The 19615-nt window shown below is 68.6% G+C and carries 21 protein-coding genes; 8 read left to right on the forward strand and 13 right to left on the reverse strand.

Translation table 11 applies throughout. From position 1 onward, the window contains the following. The first annotated feature begins 4 nt into the window (after positions 1–4). Positions 5–529 carry a hypothetical protein gene (locus tag ACIA58_RS32730; protein ID WP_396407670.1) on the forward strand — a complete coding sequence of 175 codons (525 nt, stop codon included), beginning with the start codon at positions 5–7 and terminating at the stop codon, positions 527–529. A gap of 48 nt (positions 530–577) precedes the next feature. On the opposite strand, the gene ACIA58_RS32735 is transcribed toward ACIA58_RS32730, so the two are convergent. The 9 genes from ACIA58_RS32735 to ACIA58_RS32775 all read right to left on the reverse strand — a co-directional run bounded on the left by ACIA58_RS32735 (position 578) and on the right by ACIA58_RS32775 (position 7068). Continuing rightward, positions 578–811 (reverse strand): hypothetical protein, encoded by a 234-nt coding sequence (locus tag ACIA58_RS32735; RefSeq protein ID WP_396407671.1) that lies wholly within the window; start codon positions 809–811, stop codon positions 578–580. 13 nt (positions 812–824) lie between these two features. Continuing rightward, positions 825–1961 carry an anion permease gene (locus ACIA58_RS32740; protein WP_396407672.1) on the reverse strand — a complete coding sequence of 379 codons (1137 nt, stop codon included), beginning with the start codon at positions 1959–1961 and terminating at the stop codon, positions 825–827. 87 nt (positions 1962–2048) lie between these two features. Continuing rightward, positions 2049–3047 (reverse strand): anion permease, encoded by a 999-nt coding sequence (locus ACIA58_RS32745; RefSeq protein ID WP_396407673.1) that lies wholly within the window; start codon positions 3045–3047, stop codon positions 2049–2051. Between the two features lie 2 nt (positions 3048–3049). Then, complete coding sequence (locus ACIA58_RS32750; protein WP_396407674.1) at positions 3050–3682, reverse strand: DUF47 domain-containing protein; 633 nt, start codon at positions 3680–3682, stop codon at positions 3050–3052. Between the two features lie 140 nt (positions 3683–3822). Beyond that, positions 3823–4131, reverse strand: a complete 309-nt coding sequence (locus ACIA58_RS32755) for a DUF202 domain-containing protein (protein WP_396407675.1) — start codon at positions 4129–4131, stop codon at positions 3823–3825. Further along, complete coding sequence (locus ACIA58_RS32760; RefSeq protein ID WP_396407676.1) at positions 4128–4460, reverse strand: YidH family protein; 333 nt, start codon at positions 4458–4460, stop codon at positions 4128–4130. Before ACIA58_RS32760 ends, ACIA58_RS32755 begins: the two co-directional genes overlap by 4 nt. Further along, positions 4457–5701 (reverse strand): glycoside hydrolase family 3 N-terminal domain-containing protein, encoded by a 1245-nt coding sequence (locus tag ACIA58_RS32765; protein WP_396407677.1) that lies wholly within the window; start codon positions 5699–5701, stop codon positions 4457–4459. The genes ACIA58_RS32760 and ACIA58_RS32765 overlap by 4 nt, the downstream gene beginning before the upstream one ends. A 1-nt stretch (position 5702) precedes the next feature. Continuing rightward, positions 5703–6188 (reverse strand): MarR family winged helix-turn-helix transcriptional regulator, encoded by a 486-nt coding sequence (locus tag ACIA58_RS32770; RefSeq protein WP_396407678.1) that lies wholly within the window; start codon positions 6186–6188, stop codon positions 5703–5705. Next, the gene (locus ACIA58_RS32775) at positions 6109–7068 is read right to left on the reverse strand and encodes a DMT family transporter (protein WP_396407679.1); all 960 of its coding nucleotides are present in this window, start codon (positions 7066–7068) and stop codon (positions 6109–6111) included. The genes ACIA58_RS32770 and ACIA58_RS32775 overlap by 80 nt, the downstream gene beginning before the upstream one ends. A 38-nt stretch (positions 7069–7106) precedes the next feature. On the opposite strand from ACIA58_RS32775, the gene ACIA58_RS32780 reads away from it, so the two are divergent. Continuing rightward, entirely contained in the window at positions 7107–7727 is a 621-nt protein-coding gene (locus ACIA58_RS32780) for a TetR/AcrR family transcriptional regulator (protein WP_396407680.1), read from the forward strand. Between the two features lie 87 nt (positions 7728–7814). Here ACIA58_RS32780 and ACIA58_RS32785 read toward each other — a convergent pair whose 3' ends face one another. Next, complete coding sequence (locus ACIA58_RS32785; RefSeq protein ID WP_396407681.1) at positions 7815–8444, reverse strand: acyl-CoA thioesterase; 630 nt, start codon at positions 8442–8444, stop codon at positions 7815–7817. 123 nt (positions 8445–8567) lie between these two features. Between ACIA58_RS32785 and ACIA58_RS32790 the strand changes: the two genes are divergently transcribed. Further along, positions 8568–9533: a hypothetical protein gene (locus tag ACIA58_RS32790; RefSeq protein WP_396407682.1), complete on the forward strand. Its 966-nt coding sequence runs from the start codon at positions 8568–8570 to the stop codon at positions 9531–9533. A gap of 65 nt (positions 9534–9598) precedes the next feature. Here the strand turns inward: ACIA58_RS32790 and ACIA58_RS32795 are convergent, their stop codons facing one another. Continuing rightward, positions 9599–10222, reverse strand: coding sequence for a flavin reductase family protein (locus ACIA58_RS32795; RefSeq protein WP_396407683.1), 624 nt, complete (start codon positions 10220–10222; stop codon positions 9599–9601). 87 nt (positions 10223–10309) lie between these two features. Here ACIA58_RS32795 and ACIA58_RS32800 point away from each other — a divergent pair, with 87 nt between their 5' ends. From ACIA58_RS32800 to ACIA58_RS32810, 3 genes are all read left to right on the forward strand, one after another. Next, complete coding sequence (locus tag ACIA58_RS32800) at positions 10310–11530, forward strand: phosphotransferase family protein (RefSeq protein ID WP_396407684.1); 1221 nt, start codon at positions 10310–10312, stop codon at positions 11528–11530. A gap of 821 nt (positions 11531–12351) precedes the next feature. Next, positions 12352–13386, forward strand: coding sequence for an L-glyceraldehyde 3-phosphate reductase (mgrA, locus tag ACIA58_RS32805; RefSeq protein WP_396407685.1), 1035 nt, complete (start codon positions 12352–12354; stop codon positions 13384–13386). A 149-nt stretch (positions 13387–13535) separates the two neighbouring features. Then, entirely contained in the window at positions 13536–14186 is a 651-nt protein-coding gene (locus tag ACIA58_RS32810) for a hypothetical protein (protein WP_396407686.1), read from the forward strand. Positions 14187–14420: 234 nt separating this feature from the next. On the opposite strand, the gene ACIA58_RS32815 is transcribed toward ACIA58_RS32810, so the two are convergent. Continuing rightward, positions 14421–15386, reverse strand: coding sequence for a TAXI family TRAP transporter solute-binding subunit (locus ACIA58_RS32815; RefSeq protein ID WP_396407687.1), 966 nt, complete (start codon positions 15384–15386; stop codon positions 14421–14423). Beyond that, positions 15383–17407 carry a TRAP transporter permease gene (locus ACIA58_RS32820; RefSeq protein ID WP_396407688.1) on the reverse strand — a complete coding sequence of 675 codons (2025 nt, stop codon included), beginning with the start codon at positions 17405–17407 and terminating at the stop codon, positions 15383–15385. The genes ACIA58_RS32815 and ACIA58_RS32820 overlap by 4 nt, the downstream gene beginning before the upstream one ends. Positions 17408–17525: 118 nt before the next feature. On the opposite strand from ACIA58_RS32820, the gene ACIA58_RS32825 reads away from it, so the two are divergent. Then, complete coding sequence (locus tag ACIA58_RS32825; RefSeq protein WP_012918592.1) at positions 17526–18191, forward strand: response regulator transcription factor; 666 nt, start codon at positions 17526–17528, stop codon at positions 18189–18191. 36 nt (positions 18192–18227) lie between these two features. Further along, positions 18228–19571, forward strand: a complete 1344-nt coding sequence (locus ACIA58_RS32830) for a sensor histidine kinase (protein ID WP_396407689.1) — start codon at positions 18228–18230, stop codon at positions 19569–19571. Positions 19572–19615 lie beyond the last annotated feature (44 nt).

Raw genomic sequence — 19615 nt, forward strand, 5'->3', positions numbered from 1 at the left:
GGTTTTGTTCGATTCACCGGAAGAGCTGCATCTGTTCGACCCGGGGGCGATGACTCCGGCACCGCACGTGGCCGAGCACATCCCGGACGCCGGCGCGTTCTTCGTCGACTGGGCGACCCGTGGGTTGAGCACGGACCGTGCCCGTGAGATCGAGTCCGCGGTGAACGGCCGGCGCAACCAGAACGGCTGGTTCCCGCTGGAGACGCTGGACAGCATCGGCAGCAGGGGCTTCTGGCGCGGTCCCCTGACCTACCTGGCCCGGATGACGGCCGACGACCCGAGGATCGTGCAGGAGTGGGCCTCGGACGGCCTCGGCGACGAGCAGGCGGGCCGCATCCAGGCCACGGTGGACCATCTGCTCCACCAGCAGGGCCACGCGGCCGCAGCGACGTGGGCGGTCGCCGTACGGCCGCGGACGTACCTCGACGCCGAGGTGCTGGGCGACCGGCTGCTGGCCGCATGGGAGTACAACCTCGGCTCGATCCGCGCCAAGGACGTGGCGAAAGCGGTACGCCGCTGGAACCGTTGAGGACCGTACGACGGGCAGCCGCCAGACCGCCCGTCGTACCTCTCAGCGCTAGTGGAACTGCGGGATGATCAGGTACAGCCCGTAGAACACGGCGGCCAGGCAGGCCGCGAAGCAGAGCGCGGCCACGCCGGTGTCCGCGACGGACGGCTGCCGCTTCTCGTCGATCGCGACCGCGCGCCGCGCCATCGCGCTCACACCAAGGGCGAACAGCACCGCCAGGCCGACTCCGAAGAGCAGGCTGACCAGTGCGACCTGACCGAGTGAACCCCAGTCGATGTGCATCGCCGTACTCCTCTCAGGCCGCCGCGGCCGTGGTGACGGACGCGGTGGAGCTCGGGTACTCGTTCACGTTCTCCGACGTCACCGGCTTGCGCCGGGACGCGGCGTAGATACCGCCGCCGGCCACGACGGCGAGGATCGCGATGATCACCACACCGATGGTGCCGGAGTCGGCCACCCGGCCGGCCAGTGCACCGACGATCGCGGCGGCCGGCAGGGTGAGCAGCCAGGCGACGGCCATCCGGCCTGCCACCGTCCAGCGCACCTCGGCCAGCCGCTTGCCGAGGCCGGCGCCGAGGATGCTGCCGGAGCAGACCTGCGTGGTGGACAGCGGGAAGCCCAGGTGGGACGAGGCCAGCAGGACCGCGGTCGAGCTGGTCTCGGCCGAGAAGCCCTGCGGCGACTCGATCTCGGTCAGGCCCTTGCCCATCGTCCGGATGATCCGCCAGCCGCCCAGGTACGTGCCGGCGGCGATCGCCAGACCGGCGGACAGGATGACCCAGACCGGCGGCTTCGAGCCCGGGGCGAGGCTGCCGGAGGTGATCAGCACCAGCGTGATTACACCCATCGTCTTCTGCGCGTCACCGGTGCCGTGGGCGAGCGAGACCAGCGAGGCGGAGGCGACCTGGCCGGCCCGGAAGCCCTCGTTGACCGACTTCTGCCGGGCCCGCTGGGTGATCTTGTAGGCCAGGAACGTGCCGAGCAGCGCGACCACACCGGCCACGATCGGCGCGGCGACGGCCGGGATGATGATCTTCTGCACGACGGTGCCGAAATGTACGGCGCTGCTCCCGGACGCGATCCAGGTGGCTCCGATCAGGCCGCCGAACAGTGCGTGCGACGACGAGCTCGGCAGGCCGACGTACCAGGTCATCAGGTTCCACAGCACCGCGCCGATCAGGCCGCCGAAGATCACCGGCACCGTCACCTTGGCGTCGTCGACGATCCCACTGGAGATCGTCTTGGCGACCTCGGTGGAGATGAACGCGCCGACCAGGTTCAGCACGGCCGAGACGGCCACCGCGACCTTCGGTTTCAGCGCGCCGGTGGCGATCGACGTCGCCATCGCGTTGGCGGTGTCGTGGAACCCGTTGGTGAAGTCGAACACCAACGCGGTGATGATCACCACGACGACGAGGAACGACAGATCCATCCCGATCACTTCCCTAGGCGGACGATCAGCAGCGTCGATCGACCGTAGGCCCGGTGAGTGAATTTGAAATGAACCAACCCTGGGAACTTACTCCAGGATCAGATGTGCCAGTCCGTAGACGGCTGCCGCGACGATTCCGGCGGCCGGAATGGTCAGGATCCAGGCGGTGACGATGCCCTTGGCGACGCCCCAGCGGACCGCGGACAGCCGCTTGGTCGCGCCGGCGCCCATCACCGCGGAGGTGATCGTGTGGGTCGTCGAGACCGGCGCGTGCAGGCCGATCGCCATCACGTAGAGGACCGCCGCCGACACCGCCTCGGAGGCGAATCCGCGGGCCGGGTCGAGGTGGATGATCCGGCGGCCCAGCGTCCGCATGATCCGCCAGCCGCCGGAGTACGTGCCGAGCGAGATCGCGGTCGCGGCGGAGATCTTGACCCACAGCGGGATGCCGTCCTGCTGCTGGGCGTGCCCGGTGGTGACGAGTGCCAGGAAGATCACGCCCATCGTCTTCTGCGCGTCCTGCAGTCCGTGGCCGAGCGCCATCGCGGCGGCAGACAGCGACTGCGCCATCCGGAAACCGCGCGTCGTCTTGCCGGGATTGCGGTGCCGGAACAGCCACAGGATGGCCACCATCAGCAGGAACGCGCCGAGGAAGCCGACCGCCGGCGACAGCACCATCGGAATGACGACCTTGTCGACGATGCCGGACCACAGCACGGTGCTCGCCGAAGCAAGGCCGGCGCCGACGAGTCCGCCGATCAGCGCGTGGGTGGAGGAGCTGGGCAGGCCGAAGTACCAGGTGATCAGGTTCCAGGTGATGGCACCGATCAGCGCCGCGATCACGACCACCAGGCCGTGTTTCCCGGACGGCGTGTTGATGATGCCCTTGCCGACCGTCTCGGCGACCTCGGTGCCGGCCAGCGCGCCGAGGAAGTTGCACGCCGCTGCCATCGCCAGCGCCACCCGCGGGGTGAGCGCCCGGGTGGAGACCGAGGTCGCGATCGCGTTGGCGGCGTCGTGGAAGCCGTTGGTGTAGTCGAAGGCCAGCGCGATGACGACGACGGCGATGACGAGCGTGAGCTCCACGCTCAGCCCTCCTTGACGGCGATCTGCTCGACCGTGTTGGCCACGTGCTCGAAGGCGTCGATCGCGGCCTCCAGCAGGTCGACCACGGTCTTCAGTTTCATCACCGTCAGCGCGTCGTACTCGCCGCTGAACAGCTTGGCGATCAGCCGCCGGTGGACAGCGTCACCGGTGTTCTCCAGGCGGTTGATCTCGATCCAGTACTCCGCGAGGTCCTTCATGGTCCGCAGCCTGGGCATCGTCTCGGCGGTCAACTGCGCCATCCGCTGGAGTACTTCGATCTGCTCGGCGATCTCCTCCGGCAGCTTCTCCAGGTTGAAGAGGTGGACGGTGTCGACCGCCTCCTCCATGAAATCCATCACGTCGTCCAGATCGGAGGCCAGCCGGTAGATGTCCTCGCGGTCGAACGGGGTGACGAACGTCGAGTTCACCCGGCGGATGATCGAGTGGGTGGTCTCGTCGGCCGCGTGTTCCGCGTCCTTCATCTGGGCGGCGATCTGATGGCTCGCGGACAGCCCGGTGCCCGCCGTGCTGCCGAGCAATTCGGCCAGGATCCGGGATCCGTCCACGAGGTGGTTGGCGGACTCGGTGAAAAGGTCGTAGAACGTCGGGTCGTTCGGACGCAGACGTAACGGCACTTCAAGCTCCGGGTGAACGAGGGACAAACCGTGAACATGCTAGGGGGAACATGCGGTTGATGCGGCATCCGCCCGGGGCAACGTATCGCGTTGTGATGAACTGGGCAGTGGAGGGTTACACAGTCGGTAACCGACCGGTTTCAGCGCGTTATCACGGCATACAGATCGAAGAGCCCGACGACCAGGACCAGACCAGCTGCGACCCGCAGTACGTTCTGGTGGCCGAGGAAGTGGGTCGCGCCGCCCGCGGTCCGGCGGTACACGGCGCTGACGGCGGTCCAGCAGCCCAAGGAGAGCACCAGAACGACGATCCCGAGCCCGGTACGGACGTCCGACGAACCATGGCCGGAGGCAACCAGCAGGGTGCCGTTGGCGATCAGGCCGAGCGCGGTACGCCGCCACGCGAGCAGCGTCCGCTCGGGCTGCCGGCCGGGATCCGGTGTGCTCATCGCCACACTGAGAACAGCAGGCCGATCAGGCCGACGACGGCGATGGTTGCTCCCAGCATCAAGGGCAGCCGGGTGACCGGCAGCGCGCCGCCGCGGCGGATCGCGGTCAGGTTCTGCTGCCAGCGGCGGAAGGCGCCGGCCGTCGTGACGATGCCGGCGCACACCAGAATCAGGCCGATGATCCGGGCCGGCCACCGGTCCGGGCCGAGGTCGAGGAACTGGACCGCCGACAGGCCCCCGGCGTAGCAGGCGAGCGAAGTACGCAGGTAGGCGAGGTAGGTGCGCTCGTTCGCGAGAGTGAAGCGGTAGTCGGGCTCCTCCTCGGTCATCCGCAAGTCACCAGGCCGTGGTCCTGTTTCAGCGTCAGCACACGCCGCACGCTACTCGCCAGCTGCGCGGCGAACGATTTGTCCTCCTGCGCCTTGGCCACGAGCGCGTCCACCATCGTCGCGGTCAGCCCGGCCTTGGCGTTGATCACGATGTCGCCGCCGGCCGCCACGAAACGCGTCGCGCGGGCGCCCGCCGGAACCGATGCGACCTCGGCGGCCGCGCCGACATCGTCGGTGATCACCACGCCGCGCCAGCCCAGGTCACCGCGGACCATCCCCTGGATCACGGTCGGCGAGAAGACCGCGCGGTTCTTCGGATCGATCTTGGTGTAGGTGACGGTCGAGATCATCACCATCGAGGTACCGGCCTTGATCCCGTCGGCGAACGGCTGCAGGTCGGCGTCACCGCGGACCGTGACGTTGTCGACCACACCGGCCGAGAAGTCGGTGTTGCCGCGCACCCGGCCGAGCCCCGGGAAGTGCTTGACCGAGGTCGCTACTCCGGCCTTGCGCATCCCCTGCACGAAGGCCTGTACGCCGCGACTGGCATCCTCGGGCGTGTCGCCGTACTCGCGGTTCAACTGGCCGATCGGCGCATTCTGCGACTTCAACGAGCTGGGCACGACGTCCGCGACCGGTGCGAGGTCGACGCTGACGCCGGCCTGCTTGAGCTGACTGCCCCACAGCTGGGCCTGGTCGGTGAGCTTGGAGCTGGACCAGGTGCCCTGGACGGTAGCCGGGGGGATGCGGTCGAAGCCTGCGCCCTTGAGACGCTGGATCTGGCCGCCCTCTTGGTCCGCGGCGATCAGCGGGCGTACGCCGTTAACTGTGGCGGCGGTATTCACCGCAGCCATCGCCGAGCGAGTGTGTGCGACGCTGCCGCTGCTGCCCATCAGGAAAACGCTGCCGGACTTCTGCTGCTGTACAACGGCCTTCTGGGCGGATGACATTCCGCTTGCGTTGATGCCGGTCATGATGAGCTGGGCGGCCTGCTCGCGCAGGGTGAGCGACTTCAGCTTCTGGTCGATGCAGCTCGGCGCGTCAGTGGGCGTCTCGGGTGGGGGCTCGGTCGCCTGGCTGCTGGGCTCCTGGCTGGGCTGCTCGGTCGGTTGCTCGGTCGGCTCGATCGGCACCGAGGAGGACGGCACGGTGCTGGGACCTGCGTTCGGTGGGGAGTTGCTGTCGCCGCAGCCGGCAACCGCGAGGGCAGTCAGCGCGATCAGCGCGACCGGTCGCCACATCTCAGTTTCGCTCCCACGCCGCGCGGTCGACCGTGTCCCCGGAATGCCGGGCCAGTGTCGCGCACACGTCGTACAGCTGCTCGACCTGCTCCGCGGTCAGGGCGTCGAAGATCGACTTGCGGACCTCCTCGACGTGCCCGGGAGCCGTGTCGACCAGCTTCTGCCGGCCGAGCTCGGTGAGGATCGCGACCTGGCCGCGGCGGTCGGACTCGATGCCCTCGCGCTTGACCCAGCCGTTCTGCTCGAGCCGGTTGACCGCGTGCGAGAGCCTGCTGCGCGAGCCTTGCGTCGCGACCGCGAGCTCACTCATCCGCAGCCGGTTGCCCGGCGCCTCGGACAGCCGGACCAGAATCTCGTAGTAGGTGTGGGGGATTCCGGCGTCGCGCTGCAGCTGTTGCTCGATCCGGCTACTGACTACTCGTTGCGCCGCGATGTACGCGCGCCAGGCCTGTGCTTCTCGTTGGTCCAGCCACCGGGTCTCCGCCATCCCCGCAGCGTACTGGTTCGCCGATGCGGATCAGCAGTACGGCGACGGCACAAACCAGCATGCCCGCGACAGCGAGTGCGCCGATCGTCTCGTGGAACAGCAGGAACGCGAACACCATCGTGGTCGGCGGGACCAGATAGAGCAGCGAGCTGATCCTGGTGGCGCCGGAGAGTTTGAGGTTGACGAGGTACAGACCCCAGCCGCCACCGGTCGCGAGTAGTACGAGCCAGAGCACCGCGCCGTAGAAGCCGGGCTGGTCAGGCACTGTCAGCTTGTTGGTCGACGCGGCCAGTGAAGTGAAGAGGACTGCCGACACCAGACTCTGCACGGCCAGTGCATCCAGCGAACTCGTGCTCGGCTTGCGGTGGCGCTCAAGACAGGTGCCTGCCACGAGACCGAGGAGGCCGCCTACCGGTAGCAGGAACAGCAGCGGCGAACCAACGCCTGCTCCGATGTCGTCAGCGACGACCAGACTTACGCCGGCCAGGCCGAGTACCAGTCCCAGCCACTGGCGTTGGCTGACGCGTTCACCCAGCAGCGGCCCGGCGACGGTCGCGATCAGCAGCGGCTGCAGCGAGCCGATGAGCGCGGTGGCTCCGGCCGTGATCCCGTGGTCGATGCCGGTGAAGATCAGGCCCAGGTAGACGAACTGGGTGAGGAACGCCATCCCGATCTGCGTGGCGAGATCCCGGCCGGAAATCTGCGGCCGCCTGATCGCCAGGATCACGACGGCGATCGCGCCCGCGACCAGGAACCGCCAGCCGAGCAGATCGAACGCGGTCGTGTACTGCGTACCCCACCGGGCGCCGATGAAGCCGCAGCTCCAGAACACGACGAACCCGGCTCCGGCCGCCAATGCGAGCGCCTTGGATGTGGTCATGACACGACGGTAACCACACCGGTCGGTATACTGTCAGTATGCTCGACCAGCAGGTGAGACTGATCGTGGACCGGCAGGTGCGTGCGGCGCCTCGATTGACCCCGGCCGGCGAGCGCATCCTCGCGGCCGCGTCGACGCTGTTCTACGAGCAGGGGATCCGGACGGTCGGCGTCGATGCGATAGCTGCGGCGGCGGACGTGACCAAGAAGACGCTGTACGACCGGTTCGGGTCGAAGGACCGGCTGATCGCGGCGTACCTCGAGGAACGGGACCGCGCCTGGCACCTGTTCCTCGACGAGCAGCTCGCGACGCGGCAGCCGGCGACGCCGGAGGACGTGATCCTGGCGTTGTTCGGCGCGCTGACGGACTGGCTCGCCGGGTCGCGCAACGGGTGCGGATTCATCAACGCGAGCGTGGAGCTGGCGGCGCCGGACCATCCGGCGATGCCGGTGATCGTCGGCCAGAAGCGATGGATGCGGTCCGAGTTCGAGGCACAGGCACGCGCGGCCGGTCTCGCGGACTCGGGCGAGCTGGCTGATCGTCTGTTGTTGCTCCACGAGGGAGCACTGGTCAGCTATCGAGTCGCGGCGATGACCGAGGCACCCGAGGTGGCCGCACGAGCGGCGGCCGATCTGCTGGCCGTGTGGCCCCGGGTCTAGGCGCTGTTGCTGCGCTTGGTGAGCGTGGGTCCGACGGGCAGCACACGACCCTGGCGACGTACCCGAGACCAGCCAACTGCTCGGTCATCACGACCGAGCGACCCGCCCACCGCCCTCGTCCGGCGCCTCCTTGTCGTACGCCGCTTCGTCGTAGGCCGCCTCGTCGTACGCCGCTTCGTCGTACGCCGTCAGCCCGTGTGCCTCCTCGTTGGCTGCTTCCTCGCGGGAGGCGATGATCGCGGCGCGGCGGGCCAGGCGGTGACTGCGGCGGATGCCGGCCTCGCGCAACCGCCGCCGGTCCTCGTCCGTCACCGGCACGACCTGCGGCACCTCGCGCGGTTTCCCCTCCTCGTCGACCGCCACGAACACCAGGTACGCCGATGCCACATGCATCTGCGGACCGACCGCATCCCACCGATCGGCAGTGATCCGTACGCCGACCTCCATCGAACTGCGGCCGGTCCAGTTCACCTGCGCGCTGAAATGGACCACGTCACCGACCCGCACCGGCACGAGGAACACCATCTCGTCCATCGACGCCGTGACGGCGGGCCCACCGGAATGCCGCGCCGCGACCACACCCGCGACCGAGTCGACCAGCGTCATGATCACGCCGCCGTGCACGGTCCCGAGCAGGTTGGTCTCGTTCTGCGCGGTGATGTGCGACAGCGACAGCCGGGTCTCGGAGGGCGGCCGCGACAACGGACTGCTGGACATACAGGCTCCTTCGGGCTCCCGGACGGGTCTGCGCAGCGTATCCCGGAGTTGTCCACAGGTTCGGAATCGTGGGCTGTGAGGTGGCCCGATCCTCGTACTTTCTCTGCCGAGAAGGAGGACCCGATGACCATCGACACATTCACCGAACATGCCCAGGGCAACAACTCCCATCCCGATCCGGCACTGGCCCCGTTGTCACGAGGCCAGGCCGCCCGGCTCGTGCACCTCGCTCTGTCCGCCGCGGCCGAGCTCGGGCTCGACCTCACCTACCAGGGCGGCGCGGCCCTGGTCCCGGCCCACCGCCGCGAGGACAGCCCGGTGCTCGGTCTGAGCAACCTCGCCCGCACGCTTGCCCGGTTCGACGAGGACGACTGGCCGGTGCTCGTCGAGGAACACTTCGACCAACTGATGGAGCAGCTCCGCCAAGGTCCACCGACAGCACCGACAGATCCCGAGCGCGAGCTGATCCAGCGTCTCGTCCCCCGCGACGCATTACCTCCGGACTGGACGGCGGGCCGGCCCGACTTCGTTCCCGGTCTGCTGTCCGTCCCGTCCACGTCCGACGACGGGATCGTGACGATGTATCTCCAGCCGTCCGACATGGGCCTCACCTGGACTGACGCCGAGCGCTTCGGGCTGGCCAACCTCCGCAGTCTGACCGACCAGGTCGAACACGTCGATCATGCGGATCTGAGGCTCGCCTTCGTCACGGGATCACCCTTCGCAGCCTCACGTGCGCTCGTCCTCGACACCGTTCTGCGTGAGTCGCTACAGGTGGACCACGCGCCCTACGGCGTCCTCGCTGCCGTGCCGGCCCGGGACACACTCATGCTGCACGTGATCCGGGACCTGTCCGTCATTCCGGCCCTCGGTGTCCTGCTCAACGTGGCGGCCCGCAGCCACGCCCACGATCCCGGGCCACTGTCGCCGGAGGTCTTCCTGGTGACACCTGACTTCCGCTGGCTTTCGGCGACGACGTTGTCGCCGGACTACACCCCGCTGCGGCTGTCCCCTGAGCTCGAGTCCCTCACCAAGATCCTGGCGGCCCGGGAGGCGCCGCCCAAGTCCCGGGGGCAACAGGGGCCTTAAGCAACCATTGGTGGCCGGGCCACCGAATTCGATCAAGCCGCCGGGGCGTTCAGCTCCCGAACCGTTCAGCTACCAGGAGGTGTGAAATGACCAGGCCAGTCGGAGTGGCGGATGCGGGAGATCTCCCGGACCTCGCCGAGCGTGGTCCATTCGTCCTTGCCGAGACGGGCGAGCGGGCGAAGCCGCCGCACCTCGGGATGATCGCCGTCCATCATCGCGGCGTCGATGGCGATGTGCCGGACCTGACCGATGACGAGGGTGCAGTCGCCGAGTTCGAGCGTGGTGTGCAGGGTGCACTCGATCGCGACCGGGGACTCGGCGACCCGCGGGACGGCGACAGTCCGCGACGGCTCGCTCGTCACGCCGATCGCCTCGAACTCGGAGACCTCCGGCGGGAAGTTCGTCCCGGAGGCGTTCACCTGCTCGTACAGCGGCTCCGCGGCGAAGTTCACCACGAACTCACGGGTCGCCTCGACGTTGTTCAGGCTGTCCTTGCGCCCGACCGAGGTGAACTGCACCATCGGCGGCCGCACGCACGACACGGTGAAGAACGAGTGCGGCGCGAGGTTGAGCACGCCGTCGGCCGAGCGGCTCGACACCCACGCGATCGGCCGCGGCACCACCACCGAGTTGAGCAGCGCGTAGAACTCCCGTCGTCCCACGGTCTCCGGATCTACATCGACACGCACGCCCGCAGTACATCAAACTCGGTGGATGCCGCCGGACCCCGCCTCGCGGAGCGGGGCGGCGAATCCCGCGCGCGACGGAGAAGTGGTTTGCCCGAGCATCAAGATTTCCTGCACCAGGTGACGTCTGTCGGCCGCCGCCACGGCGTCGAGCCCGACCAGGTGAAAGAGGTGGCCGGCGGCGTGGCCAACCGCGCTTTCGTCCTCGGCGACAACCTTTTCCTCCGAGCCTCCCGCCCCGGCTACGAAGACGACCTCCGCAAGGAAACCCAGGTGGTCCCGGCTGCCCGTCGGTACGGCGTACTAACCCCCGCCATCCTCGAGTACGACGACACCCAGTCCCTCCTCCCAGCCCCATACGTCGTGATGCAACGCGTCGACGGCACCGAACCAACCGAAGCCCCCACCGCCCTGGCCGACCAACTGGCCCACCTCCACCAGATCCACCACCTCCCACTGCGGCCGAGAGGTGCTCTGGAGCTCGCTGGATTGCCCGAGGATGGCTGGGGGGATCCGTGGCGGACTGTCGACGACCTTGCCGTTCGTGGGTATCTGGATCCGGCCACGGCGAATTGGTTGAGTGGATGGTTCACCCGGCTGGCGGAGCGCTTCGACGACAGCGGGCCGAAGGTGCTGATCCACGGAGACGTTGCCGCGCACAACCTTCTCGTCGGCCCCGGCAACGAACTCCGAGCCCTCATCGACTGGGGCGACGCCGCCTGGGCCCCACCCGCAATGGACTTCGCCAAACTCCCCCTCCCCCAGGCAGCCAAACTCCTCCCCACCTACCTCCACCAAACCTCCCGCTCCGGCGAGTCCGGCGGGTCTGGCGGGTCCGGCGAGTCCGGCGAGTCGTCCCGCTCGCCCTTCGGCTCACCCTCCAGCTCCGGCTGCGGCTCCAGTCCCGGCCCGGGCGACTCGGGCTCGAGCTCCGGCTCCAGCGCCAGCTCCGGCTCCGGTTCCGGCCCGGGCGACTCCGGCTCCGGCTCCGGCCGGGGCGACTCCGGCTCCGGTTCGGGCCCGGGCGACTCCGGCTCGGGCTCGAGCGCCGGCACCAGCTCCGACTCCGGCACCAGCTCCGGCACCAGCTCCGGCTCCGGCTCCGGCTCCGGCTCCGGCTCCGGCTCCGGCTCCGAGGAAGAGTTGGCCGCTGCCATCCTCTGGTTCCACCTCTCCTGGGCGCTGGCCAAGCTCCCCGCTCCACCTTGGCCGGGCCAACGCCACTGGACCGCCCCCACCGCCAGCCGCCTCCTCGGCATCCTCCACTTCTTCACCACCACCCCACCCCCGCCCTGGTCAAACCTCACCTAGCACTGCTCCAGGCAACCTGGGAGCCGCAATACGCCGACCTGCACCCGCTACCGCCGGCGCAGCCACGACCTCGCCACCCTCGACTCGCCGCCCCCTCACTCCGCCCCCTCACTCCGCCCCCTCACTCCGCCCCCTCACTCCGCCCCCTCACTCCGCCCCCTCACTCCGCCCCCTCACTCCGCGCGCCTCCGTTCTCGCGCTGCGCGCCGTCCCGCCGTCCGTTCTCGCACCGCGCGCCCTCCCGCCCACCGTCCTCGCACCGCGCGCCCTCCCGCCCTCCGCTCTTGCACCGCGCGCCCTCCCGGCCCCCGTCGTCGCACCGCGCGCCGTCCCGCGCTCCGTCCTCGCACCGCGCGCCGTCCCGCCGTCCGTTCTCGCACCGCGCCCTCTGTTCTGCGGAAACAAATGGGCACCAGGTGGCCGCGATGTTCCGGAAAGGTTCTTCGATCTGCGGAGCTCGGCCATGGTGGGCAGGTTTGCCTCGTTCGAGCTGCGGAGCCTCGGGTGCCGCGGCGTATGGCCGGCCGGTTGTTTGGCGGCCGGTTGTTTGGCGGCCGGTTGTTTGGCGGCCGGCGCGTAATAGGACGTCAGCCGTGGAACAACCCGCCGGCCGGGACCCACACAGAAGCACAGCGGCAGGAGGAGAGCGGCAAGAGGGCAGCGGCAGGAGGGCAGGGGCAGTTCGGAGGGCGGGGTGCGGGGGGCGGATTTGGTGCGTCGGGGTGGATCAAGAAGGTGGGGTTCTTGGTGTTAGTTGTGGGGTTTCTGCTTGAAAACAAGGGGGTTTGCGATTGGTGGGGGATGGGGCAGACTGGGGTTCTGTGACTGATTATGTGGCGGCTGAGGGCCGGTATGACGACCAGATGAGTTACCGGCGGACCGGGCGGAGTGGACTGCAGTTGCCGGCGATCTCGCTGGGGTTGTGGCACAACTTCGGCGACGACAAGCCGTTCGTGACGCAGCGCGACATCCTGCGGCGGGCGTTCGACCTCGGCGTCACGCACTTCGACCTGGCGAACAACTACGGCCCGCCGTACGGGTCGGCCGAGACCAACTTCGGGACGCACTTCGCGCGGGACTTCAAGCAGTACCGCGACGAGCTGATCATCTCGACCAAGGCCGGGTACGACATGTGGCCGGGGCCGTACGGTCAGGGCGGCGGCTCGCGGAAGTACCTGCTCGCGTCGCTGGACCAGTCGCTCAGCCGGATGGGCCTGGACTACGTCGACATCTTCTACTCGCACCGGTTCGACCCCGACACGCCGCTCGAGGAGACGATGGGTGCGCTCGACGCGGCGGTGCGCTCGGGCAAGGCGCTGTACGCCGGCATCTCGTCGTACTCCGCGGACCGCACGCGCGAGGCTGCACGCATCCTGCAGGAGCTCGGTACGCCGCTGCTCATCCACCAGCCGTCCTACTCGATGCTGAACCGGTGGATCGAGGAGGACCTGCTGGACGCCGTCGGCGAGCTCGGCGTCGGCGTGATCGCGTTCTCGCCGCTCGCGCAGGGCGTGCTCACCGACCGCTACCTGGACGGCATCCCGTCCGACTCCCGCGCGGCGCAGGGCAAGTCGCTCAACCCGGACTCGCTGACCGAGGACACCCTCAAGCACGTCCGCGCCCTGAGCGAGATCGCGAAGGAGCGCGGCCAGTCCGTCGCCCAGCTCGCCCTCGCCTGGACGCTCCGCGACGACCGCGTGACCAGCGCACTGATCGGCGCCTCCAGCGTCGCCCAGCTCGAGGACAACCTCGCCACCGTCCGGAACCTGAAGTTCTCCCCCGAGGAGCTCGAGGCCATCGACGCCGACGCGGTCGAGGCCGGCATCAACCTGTGGAAGAAGAGCTCGGACGGCTGACCGTCCCCTGAATCACCAGGCCGAAGCGCCCGCCGTACCCCTTGCGGCGGGCGCTTCCGCTGCCCGGAAGGTTACGGAGCGGGGTGGGACGGTTGCGGTCCGGCCGGGATGGGCACACGCTGGGTGTAGACCCCCTGGAGGTGGTTGACATGACCGCTTCGACGCTCGAAATGGCCCTCAGCTACGAACACGCGAAGATCCGGGAGCTGGCCGAGCCGGCCCATCACCCGAATGCGGCCCACCCTGAGTACAGGCACCAGACGGACTGGTTCTACGCGATCGCCGCCCAGCACCTGGCCGCCGCCGAAGACGTGCTCCTCCCGCACGTCCAGCGTCTCCCCGACGGTGCGGAACTGGTCACCAGGTACATCGGCAACGCCAAGGAACTGGAGCGCTCACTGCGTTTCCTCAAGGGACGTCAGTACGGCGACAGCCGGTTCGTGCACCTCCATCACACCGAGCTGTGGCAGCACATCGACCGCCTGCTCGGCGAGCACGAGCAGATGGAGGCGACGTACAGCCGGCAGATCTGCGAGCAGCTCGACAGCCCGGACGTGAACACGCTGACCGAAGACCTGCTGGAGGCGGAGGAGGTCGCGCCGACCCGCGCGCACCCGTCCTCGCCACACACCGGTATGGCCGGCCGGCTGTCGCACCGGATGTGGCGGATGGCCGACAACGCGTGGGACAGCGCCGAGGGACGAGTGGTGCCGACCAAGTACCACGCGCATCCCAAGCGCGACTCTGCGCTGTCGCACTACCTGTACGGCACACCGATGAACGAGGAGGAACCCCAGTAGAAAGATGACCGGGCCCCGAACGGATGCCTCCGTCAGGACCCGGTCCGCCGGCACTCACTGCGCCTGGTTGTGGGGCCGGCGTAGGTCCCGTCGCCGCTGCGCCTGGGGTGCGGAGACGGGCCCTGCGTCCTCCCCCGCTGCGCCTGGTGTGCGAGGGAGGACGGTCTGTGAGCTGGTCACCGAGCCGACCCGGTCCCCTTGGTGTCCGGTGCCCACTCCTAAACCAGCCGGCTGTTATCTCAGCCCGTCGATCGCCTTCTTCGCGCCGGGGTGCAGCGGCACCGGGTCGGTCTTGTCGGCGTTCTCGAGCGTGATGCCCTTCGCGGCCGCGTTCACGGCGACCAGCGAATCCATGTTGTCGTAGATGACCTTCGTCAGCTGCTCGGCGAGCTCGTCCTTCATGTCCTTGCGGACCAGCAGCACGTTCGGCACGACGATCGTCGGTACGTCGGCCGGCTGCTTGTACGTCGCTGCGGGGATCGGCGCCTGCGTGTAGATCGAGCCGTACTTGTCCTGCATCTTCGGCAGCAGGTCCGTGATCGGCAGGAGCTTCACGCCCTTGCCCATGCTCGTGGTCAGGTCGGTGATCCCGCCGGTGGGCAGGCCGCCGGACCAGACCAGTGCGTCGATCGAGCCGGACTTCATCGCGTCAACCGACTCCGGCAACCCGAGCCGCTGCGCCGTGACGTCCTTGGCCGGGTCCAGCCCCGCCGCCTCGAGCAGCCGGCGTGCGATCACCTCGGTACCGGAGTTCGGCGAGCCGGTCGAGACCCGCTTGCCCTTCAGGTCCGCGATCGAGTTGATCCCGGCCGACGTCCGTACGGCGACCTGCGTGTAGTTGTTGTACAGCCGGGTCAGCGCGACCACGTCCTGCTTGGACTTGAAGCTGTTCTCGCCCTTGACCGCGTCGGACGCGGAGTCACCGAGCGAGAACGCGATGTCGTAGTTGCCCGCGACCAGGCCCTGGATGTTCTGCACCGAGGCACCGGTCTCACTGGCGGTCGCGCGGTACCCCGACACCTTGGAAGAGATCACCGAGGCCAGCGCACCACCGAGCTGGTAGTACACCCCCGTCGTGTTGCCGGTGGCAATCGTCAGCCGGCCGCCGCTGTCCGAGGACCCGGCGGGTTCGCGCTGGCCGCCACAGGCAGCAAGCGAGACGACAGCAGCGAGCGCCACGACAGTGGTGCGGAGTCTCATGAGGCAACGGTTCCTTCCGCGGAAGAGGCCTGGCGCTGCCGCCGGACCAGATTGATGACGACGGCAACAAGTAGCAAACAGATTCCGGCCGTGATGGTTACGGGCGCGAGGTACAGCAGCAACGCCGCCGCCGGTACGCAGACCGCGCGCTCGAGCCAGGTCGCCCGGACGAAGACCCAGCCGCCGGTGACGACGGCGAGCGCGGCGACGGCGAGCATCGAGACCGCCGTGGTCCACACCATCCCGACGAACGATCCCTGACCGAGCAGGTGCGCGCCGTTGTCGGTGAGCACGAACGCGAACGGCACCAGGAACGCCGGCAGCGTGTACTTCCAGGCCTGCCACATCGTCGGCATCACCCTGCCGCCGGTGATCGCGGACGTCGCGACCGCGGCCAGTGCGGTCGGCGGCGAGACCTCGGAGAGCACGGCGTAGTAGAAGATGAACATGTACGCCTCGGGCTGCGTCACCCCGAGGTTCACCAGCGCCGGCGAGATGATCACGGCCGCGATGATGAAGGACGCGGTCACCGGCACTGCGAGGCCGAGGATCAGCACGGCGAACCCGGACAGCACCACGGTCAGGATCAGGACCGCGGTGTGGTTCGAGGTCAGGCCACGGGCCGCGTTGACGATGATCTCGGCGAGATTCAGCCCGAGACCGGTCTGGGTGGTGACCGCGACGATCACGCCCGCGGTCGCACACGTCGCCGCCACCGGCAGCACCGAACGGGTGCCCTGGGCAAGCGCTTTGAACAGCGGCCGGCCGGTGAGCCGGTGCTCGCGATCCAGGAACGACAGCCCGAACTGGATGACGACGGCGTAGACCACGGCCTTGAACGGCGGTACGTCGACCGCCATGAACGCGATGATCACGAACAAGGACAGGAAGTGGTACCCGAACCGCAGCAGCAACCGCCACGCGGACCGGTCCGAAACCTCGGCCGAGGTCGTCCCGTGCTTGCGGGCGTCAATCTCGATCGCGAGCAGGATCCCCAGGTAGTAGAGGATCGTCGGGATCACCGCGAACCCGAGCACCTTCAGATAAGACACCTGCAGGAACTCCGCGATGATGAACGCCGCCGCGCCGAGCGTGGGCGGCGACAGGATCGCGCCGATCCCGGACGCGGCGAGCATTCCGCCCGCCGGTTCGGGCGGGTACCCGGCCCGGCGCAGGATCGGCCAGGACACAGTGCCGAGCGACACGGCAGTCGCCGTACCGGAACCCGACACGCTGCCCAGCAGGAAGCCGGCCAGCGTGACCGTCCGGCCGGGCGCCGTCCGGCTGCGTTTGAAGGCGGCGAACGACAGATCGATGAAGAACTTGCCGGCGCCGGAGTAGTCGAGCACAGCGCCGTAGATGGTGAACAGCACGATGTACGACGCCGCGACACTCAACGGCGTGCCGTAGAACCCCGCCGTACCCATCGTGAACTGGGCGATGATCGCGTCGAAGTTGAAGCCCTGGTGCGCGAGCGACCACGTGTAGGGCAGGTAGCCGCCGTAGTACGCGTACGCGATGAACACCAGGCTGAACGCCGGCAGGACCCAGCCGGTCGTACGCCGGCACGCCTCGAGCAGCAGCACCAGGAGCAGAGCCCCTGCCAGTACGTCGAGAGCAGTAGGAGCCTGCCGCCGTTCCAGGAAACCGTCGAAGTCGAAGAGCGGGTAGACGCACACCGCCAAGGCGACGACAGCGAGGATCCAGTCCGCGAGTCCAGGGTCGTCATGCGGCCTCGGCTTGAACGGGTTCATGAACGCAGGGACCCGGAAGCCGCGGTAACACAGCAGTGTGATCGGCAGAACCGCTGCGAGAAAGATCACCAAGTAGAACTGCGTACCTTGTGGTAAAGGGAAGAACACCTGCGCGAGCACGCCGAGGCTGACGATTGCGCACCAGACCGATATCACCAGGTCCAGGGCAGGGCGAAGCCGCCGAGCCGGTCGTTCCTGCTCGTACTCGGCCAGTTCGTCGTCGGAGGGCGCGGTCACGCTTCCCCCGGTACCAACACCGACAGTCATCTACCGGTTCCCTCCTGTGGTCGGAAGGCTAATGTTGCCGAACACTGCATGGAGTCGCGTGATTACGTCTTTACCAAGATCTGACACATCAGACCGTGACCTGGCCTACGATCACCGCATGAGTGGCGCGGTCCGGATTCTGCTGGTCGAGGACGATCTCGATATCGCCAATGCCCTGATACCCGCTTTGCGGCGCTACGGCCTGATGGTCACGCACGTCCGCACCGCGGCCGACGCGCTGGCGGCGGATCCTGGCGACCTGGTCCTGCTGGACCTGGGACTGCCGGACGGGGACGGCATCAACGTCTGCCGGCAGATCCGCACGGTGTCCGATGTGCCGGTGATCGCGGTGACGGCGCGCGGCGAGGCCGCGGACCGGGTGCGCGGGTTGCGCAGCGGCGCCGACGACTATGTGGTCAAACCGTTCGCCATTTCCGAGCTGCTGGCCCGCATCGATGCTGTACTTCGTCGTACCGGCCTTTTGCAGCCCCGCCCGCGGGTGACCGTCGGCGACCTGACCGTGGACATCGAGGCCCGGACCGTTCAGGTGGCGGACAAGCCCATCAGCCTGACCCGCAAGGAGTTCGACGTGCTAGCAGTGCTGGCCGCTCACCACGGCCGGGTGGTCCCCCGTGAACAGGTCGCGCTGTACGCCTGGCAGTCGGTCTTCGAGGCGTCGTCGCGGACCATGGACGTGCACGTGGCGAGCCTGCGCGCGAAGCTCGGTCGGCCCGAACTGGTGCAGACCATCCGCGGCGTGGGCTACCGACTGGGTTCGGACTGACCGTTGCGCCGTCGACTACTGCAGTCCCTCGTCCCGATGGTCGTCGCCCTGGCGATCGTCGCCGTGATCCCGTTGGCGAACTTCATCGCCACCAGTACGTCGCGCACGCTCTTCCTGTCCCGGAGCAACGACGCGGACTGGTTCGCCACCATGGCGGAGTCCCCGCTGCAGACCGGCGACATCGCGAACCTGCGTGAACTGGCAGTCCGGTACCAGGAGCTGTACAACACGCCAGTCTTCGTCGTCGACGTCGACTCCCGCGTCATCGCCACCTCCGTGTCCGGTGTGGACGTGACGGAGCCCGACATCGCGACCGCGCTGCACAGCACGCTGGCCGGCCGCCTGCCCGCCGAGCCGCCTCCGCTGTGGCCGTGGCGCTCCGGCGAGATGATCGTGTCCCGTCCGGTCGTCAACAACGGCAGCGTCCTCGGCGCCGCCGTACTGCGGGTGCCGACCGCGAGCGCCCGCGACCAGGTGCAGAGTGGCCTGCTGCTGCTCCTGGGCGGCCTGCTGATCAGCATCGGCGCGATCATCGTCGGCATCGTCCGGCCGATCACCCGCTGGGTGCTGCGGCCGCTGCAGGACCTCGACAACGCGACCCACCAGATCACCCGCGGCGCGCTCGACACCAGGGTCTCGACCGACGGTCGCGCACCCGAGCTACGCCGTCTCGGCGACAGCTTCAACTCGATGGCGCTGAGCCTGCACCAGGCCCGCCAGCGTGAGCGTGAGTTCGTCGCGGACGCGTCGCACCAGCTGCGGACGCCGCTGACGTCGGCCCGGATCCACATCGAGGGCCTGTCCCGGCTGTCGCCGACGGCCCGGTTCGCGCTCAGCGACATCGACCGGCTCGGCCGGATCGTCCAGCGGCTGTCCCGCCTGGCCGGCTCCGACCGCCCCTCGGCGGCCGATGCCGAGGGCAACGAAGAGCCGCTGGACCTGGCCCAGGCGGTGAAGGAGCGGCTGGTCGGCTGGAAGGCCGTGTACGCCGCCGATGATATGGAGCTGATCGTCGGCGAGATGGTTCCGGGCGGGGTCGCGCCGGAGCTCGAGGTCGACGACATCCTCGACGTACTGCTCGACAACGCCTCCAAGTACGGCGCTCCGCCGGTCGAGGTCTCGGTCACCCGGGACGGCACCGAGGTGGTGATGTCGGTCCGCGACCACGGCCTGGGGCTCGGCTCGCGGGACCTGAAGAAGGTCGGCGAGCGGTTCTGGCGCAGCGCGCACCACCGGGAGATGCCCGGCACCGGACTCGGCCTGGCGATCGTCCGCTCCGAGGCGGCCCGGGTCGGCGGCCGCGTGGTCGCCCGCCCGCCGATCGGCGGCGGCCTGGTGATCGAGGTCCGCGTCCCGCTGATCGACGACTACGACGTGTGACACGACGCCCGACGTCGGGGTTATCCGCTCCTCTTGTGGGTTCT

Source organism: Kribbella sp. NPDC051586, assembly GCF_044453965.1.
GTDB lineage: Bacteria > Actinomycetota > Actinomycetes > Propionibacteriales > Kribbellaceae > Kribbella.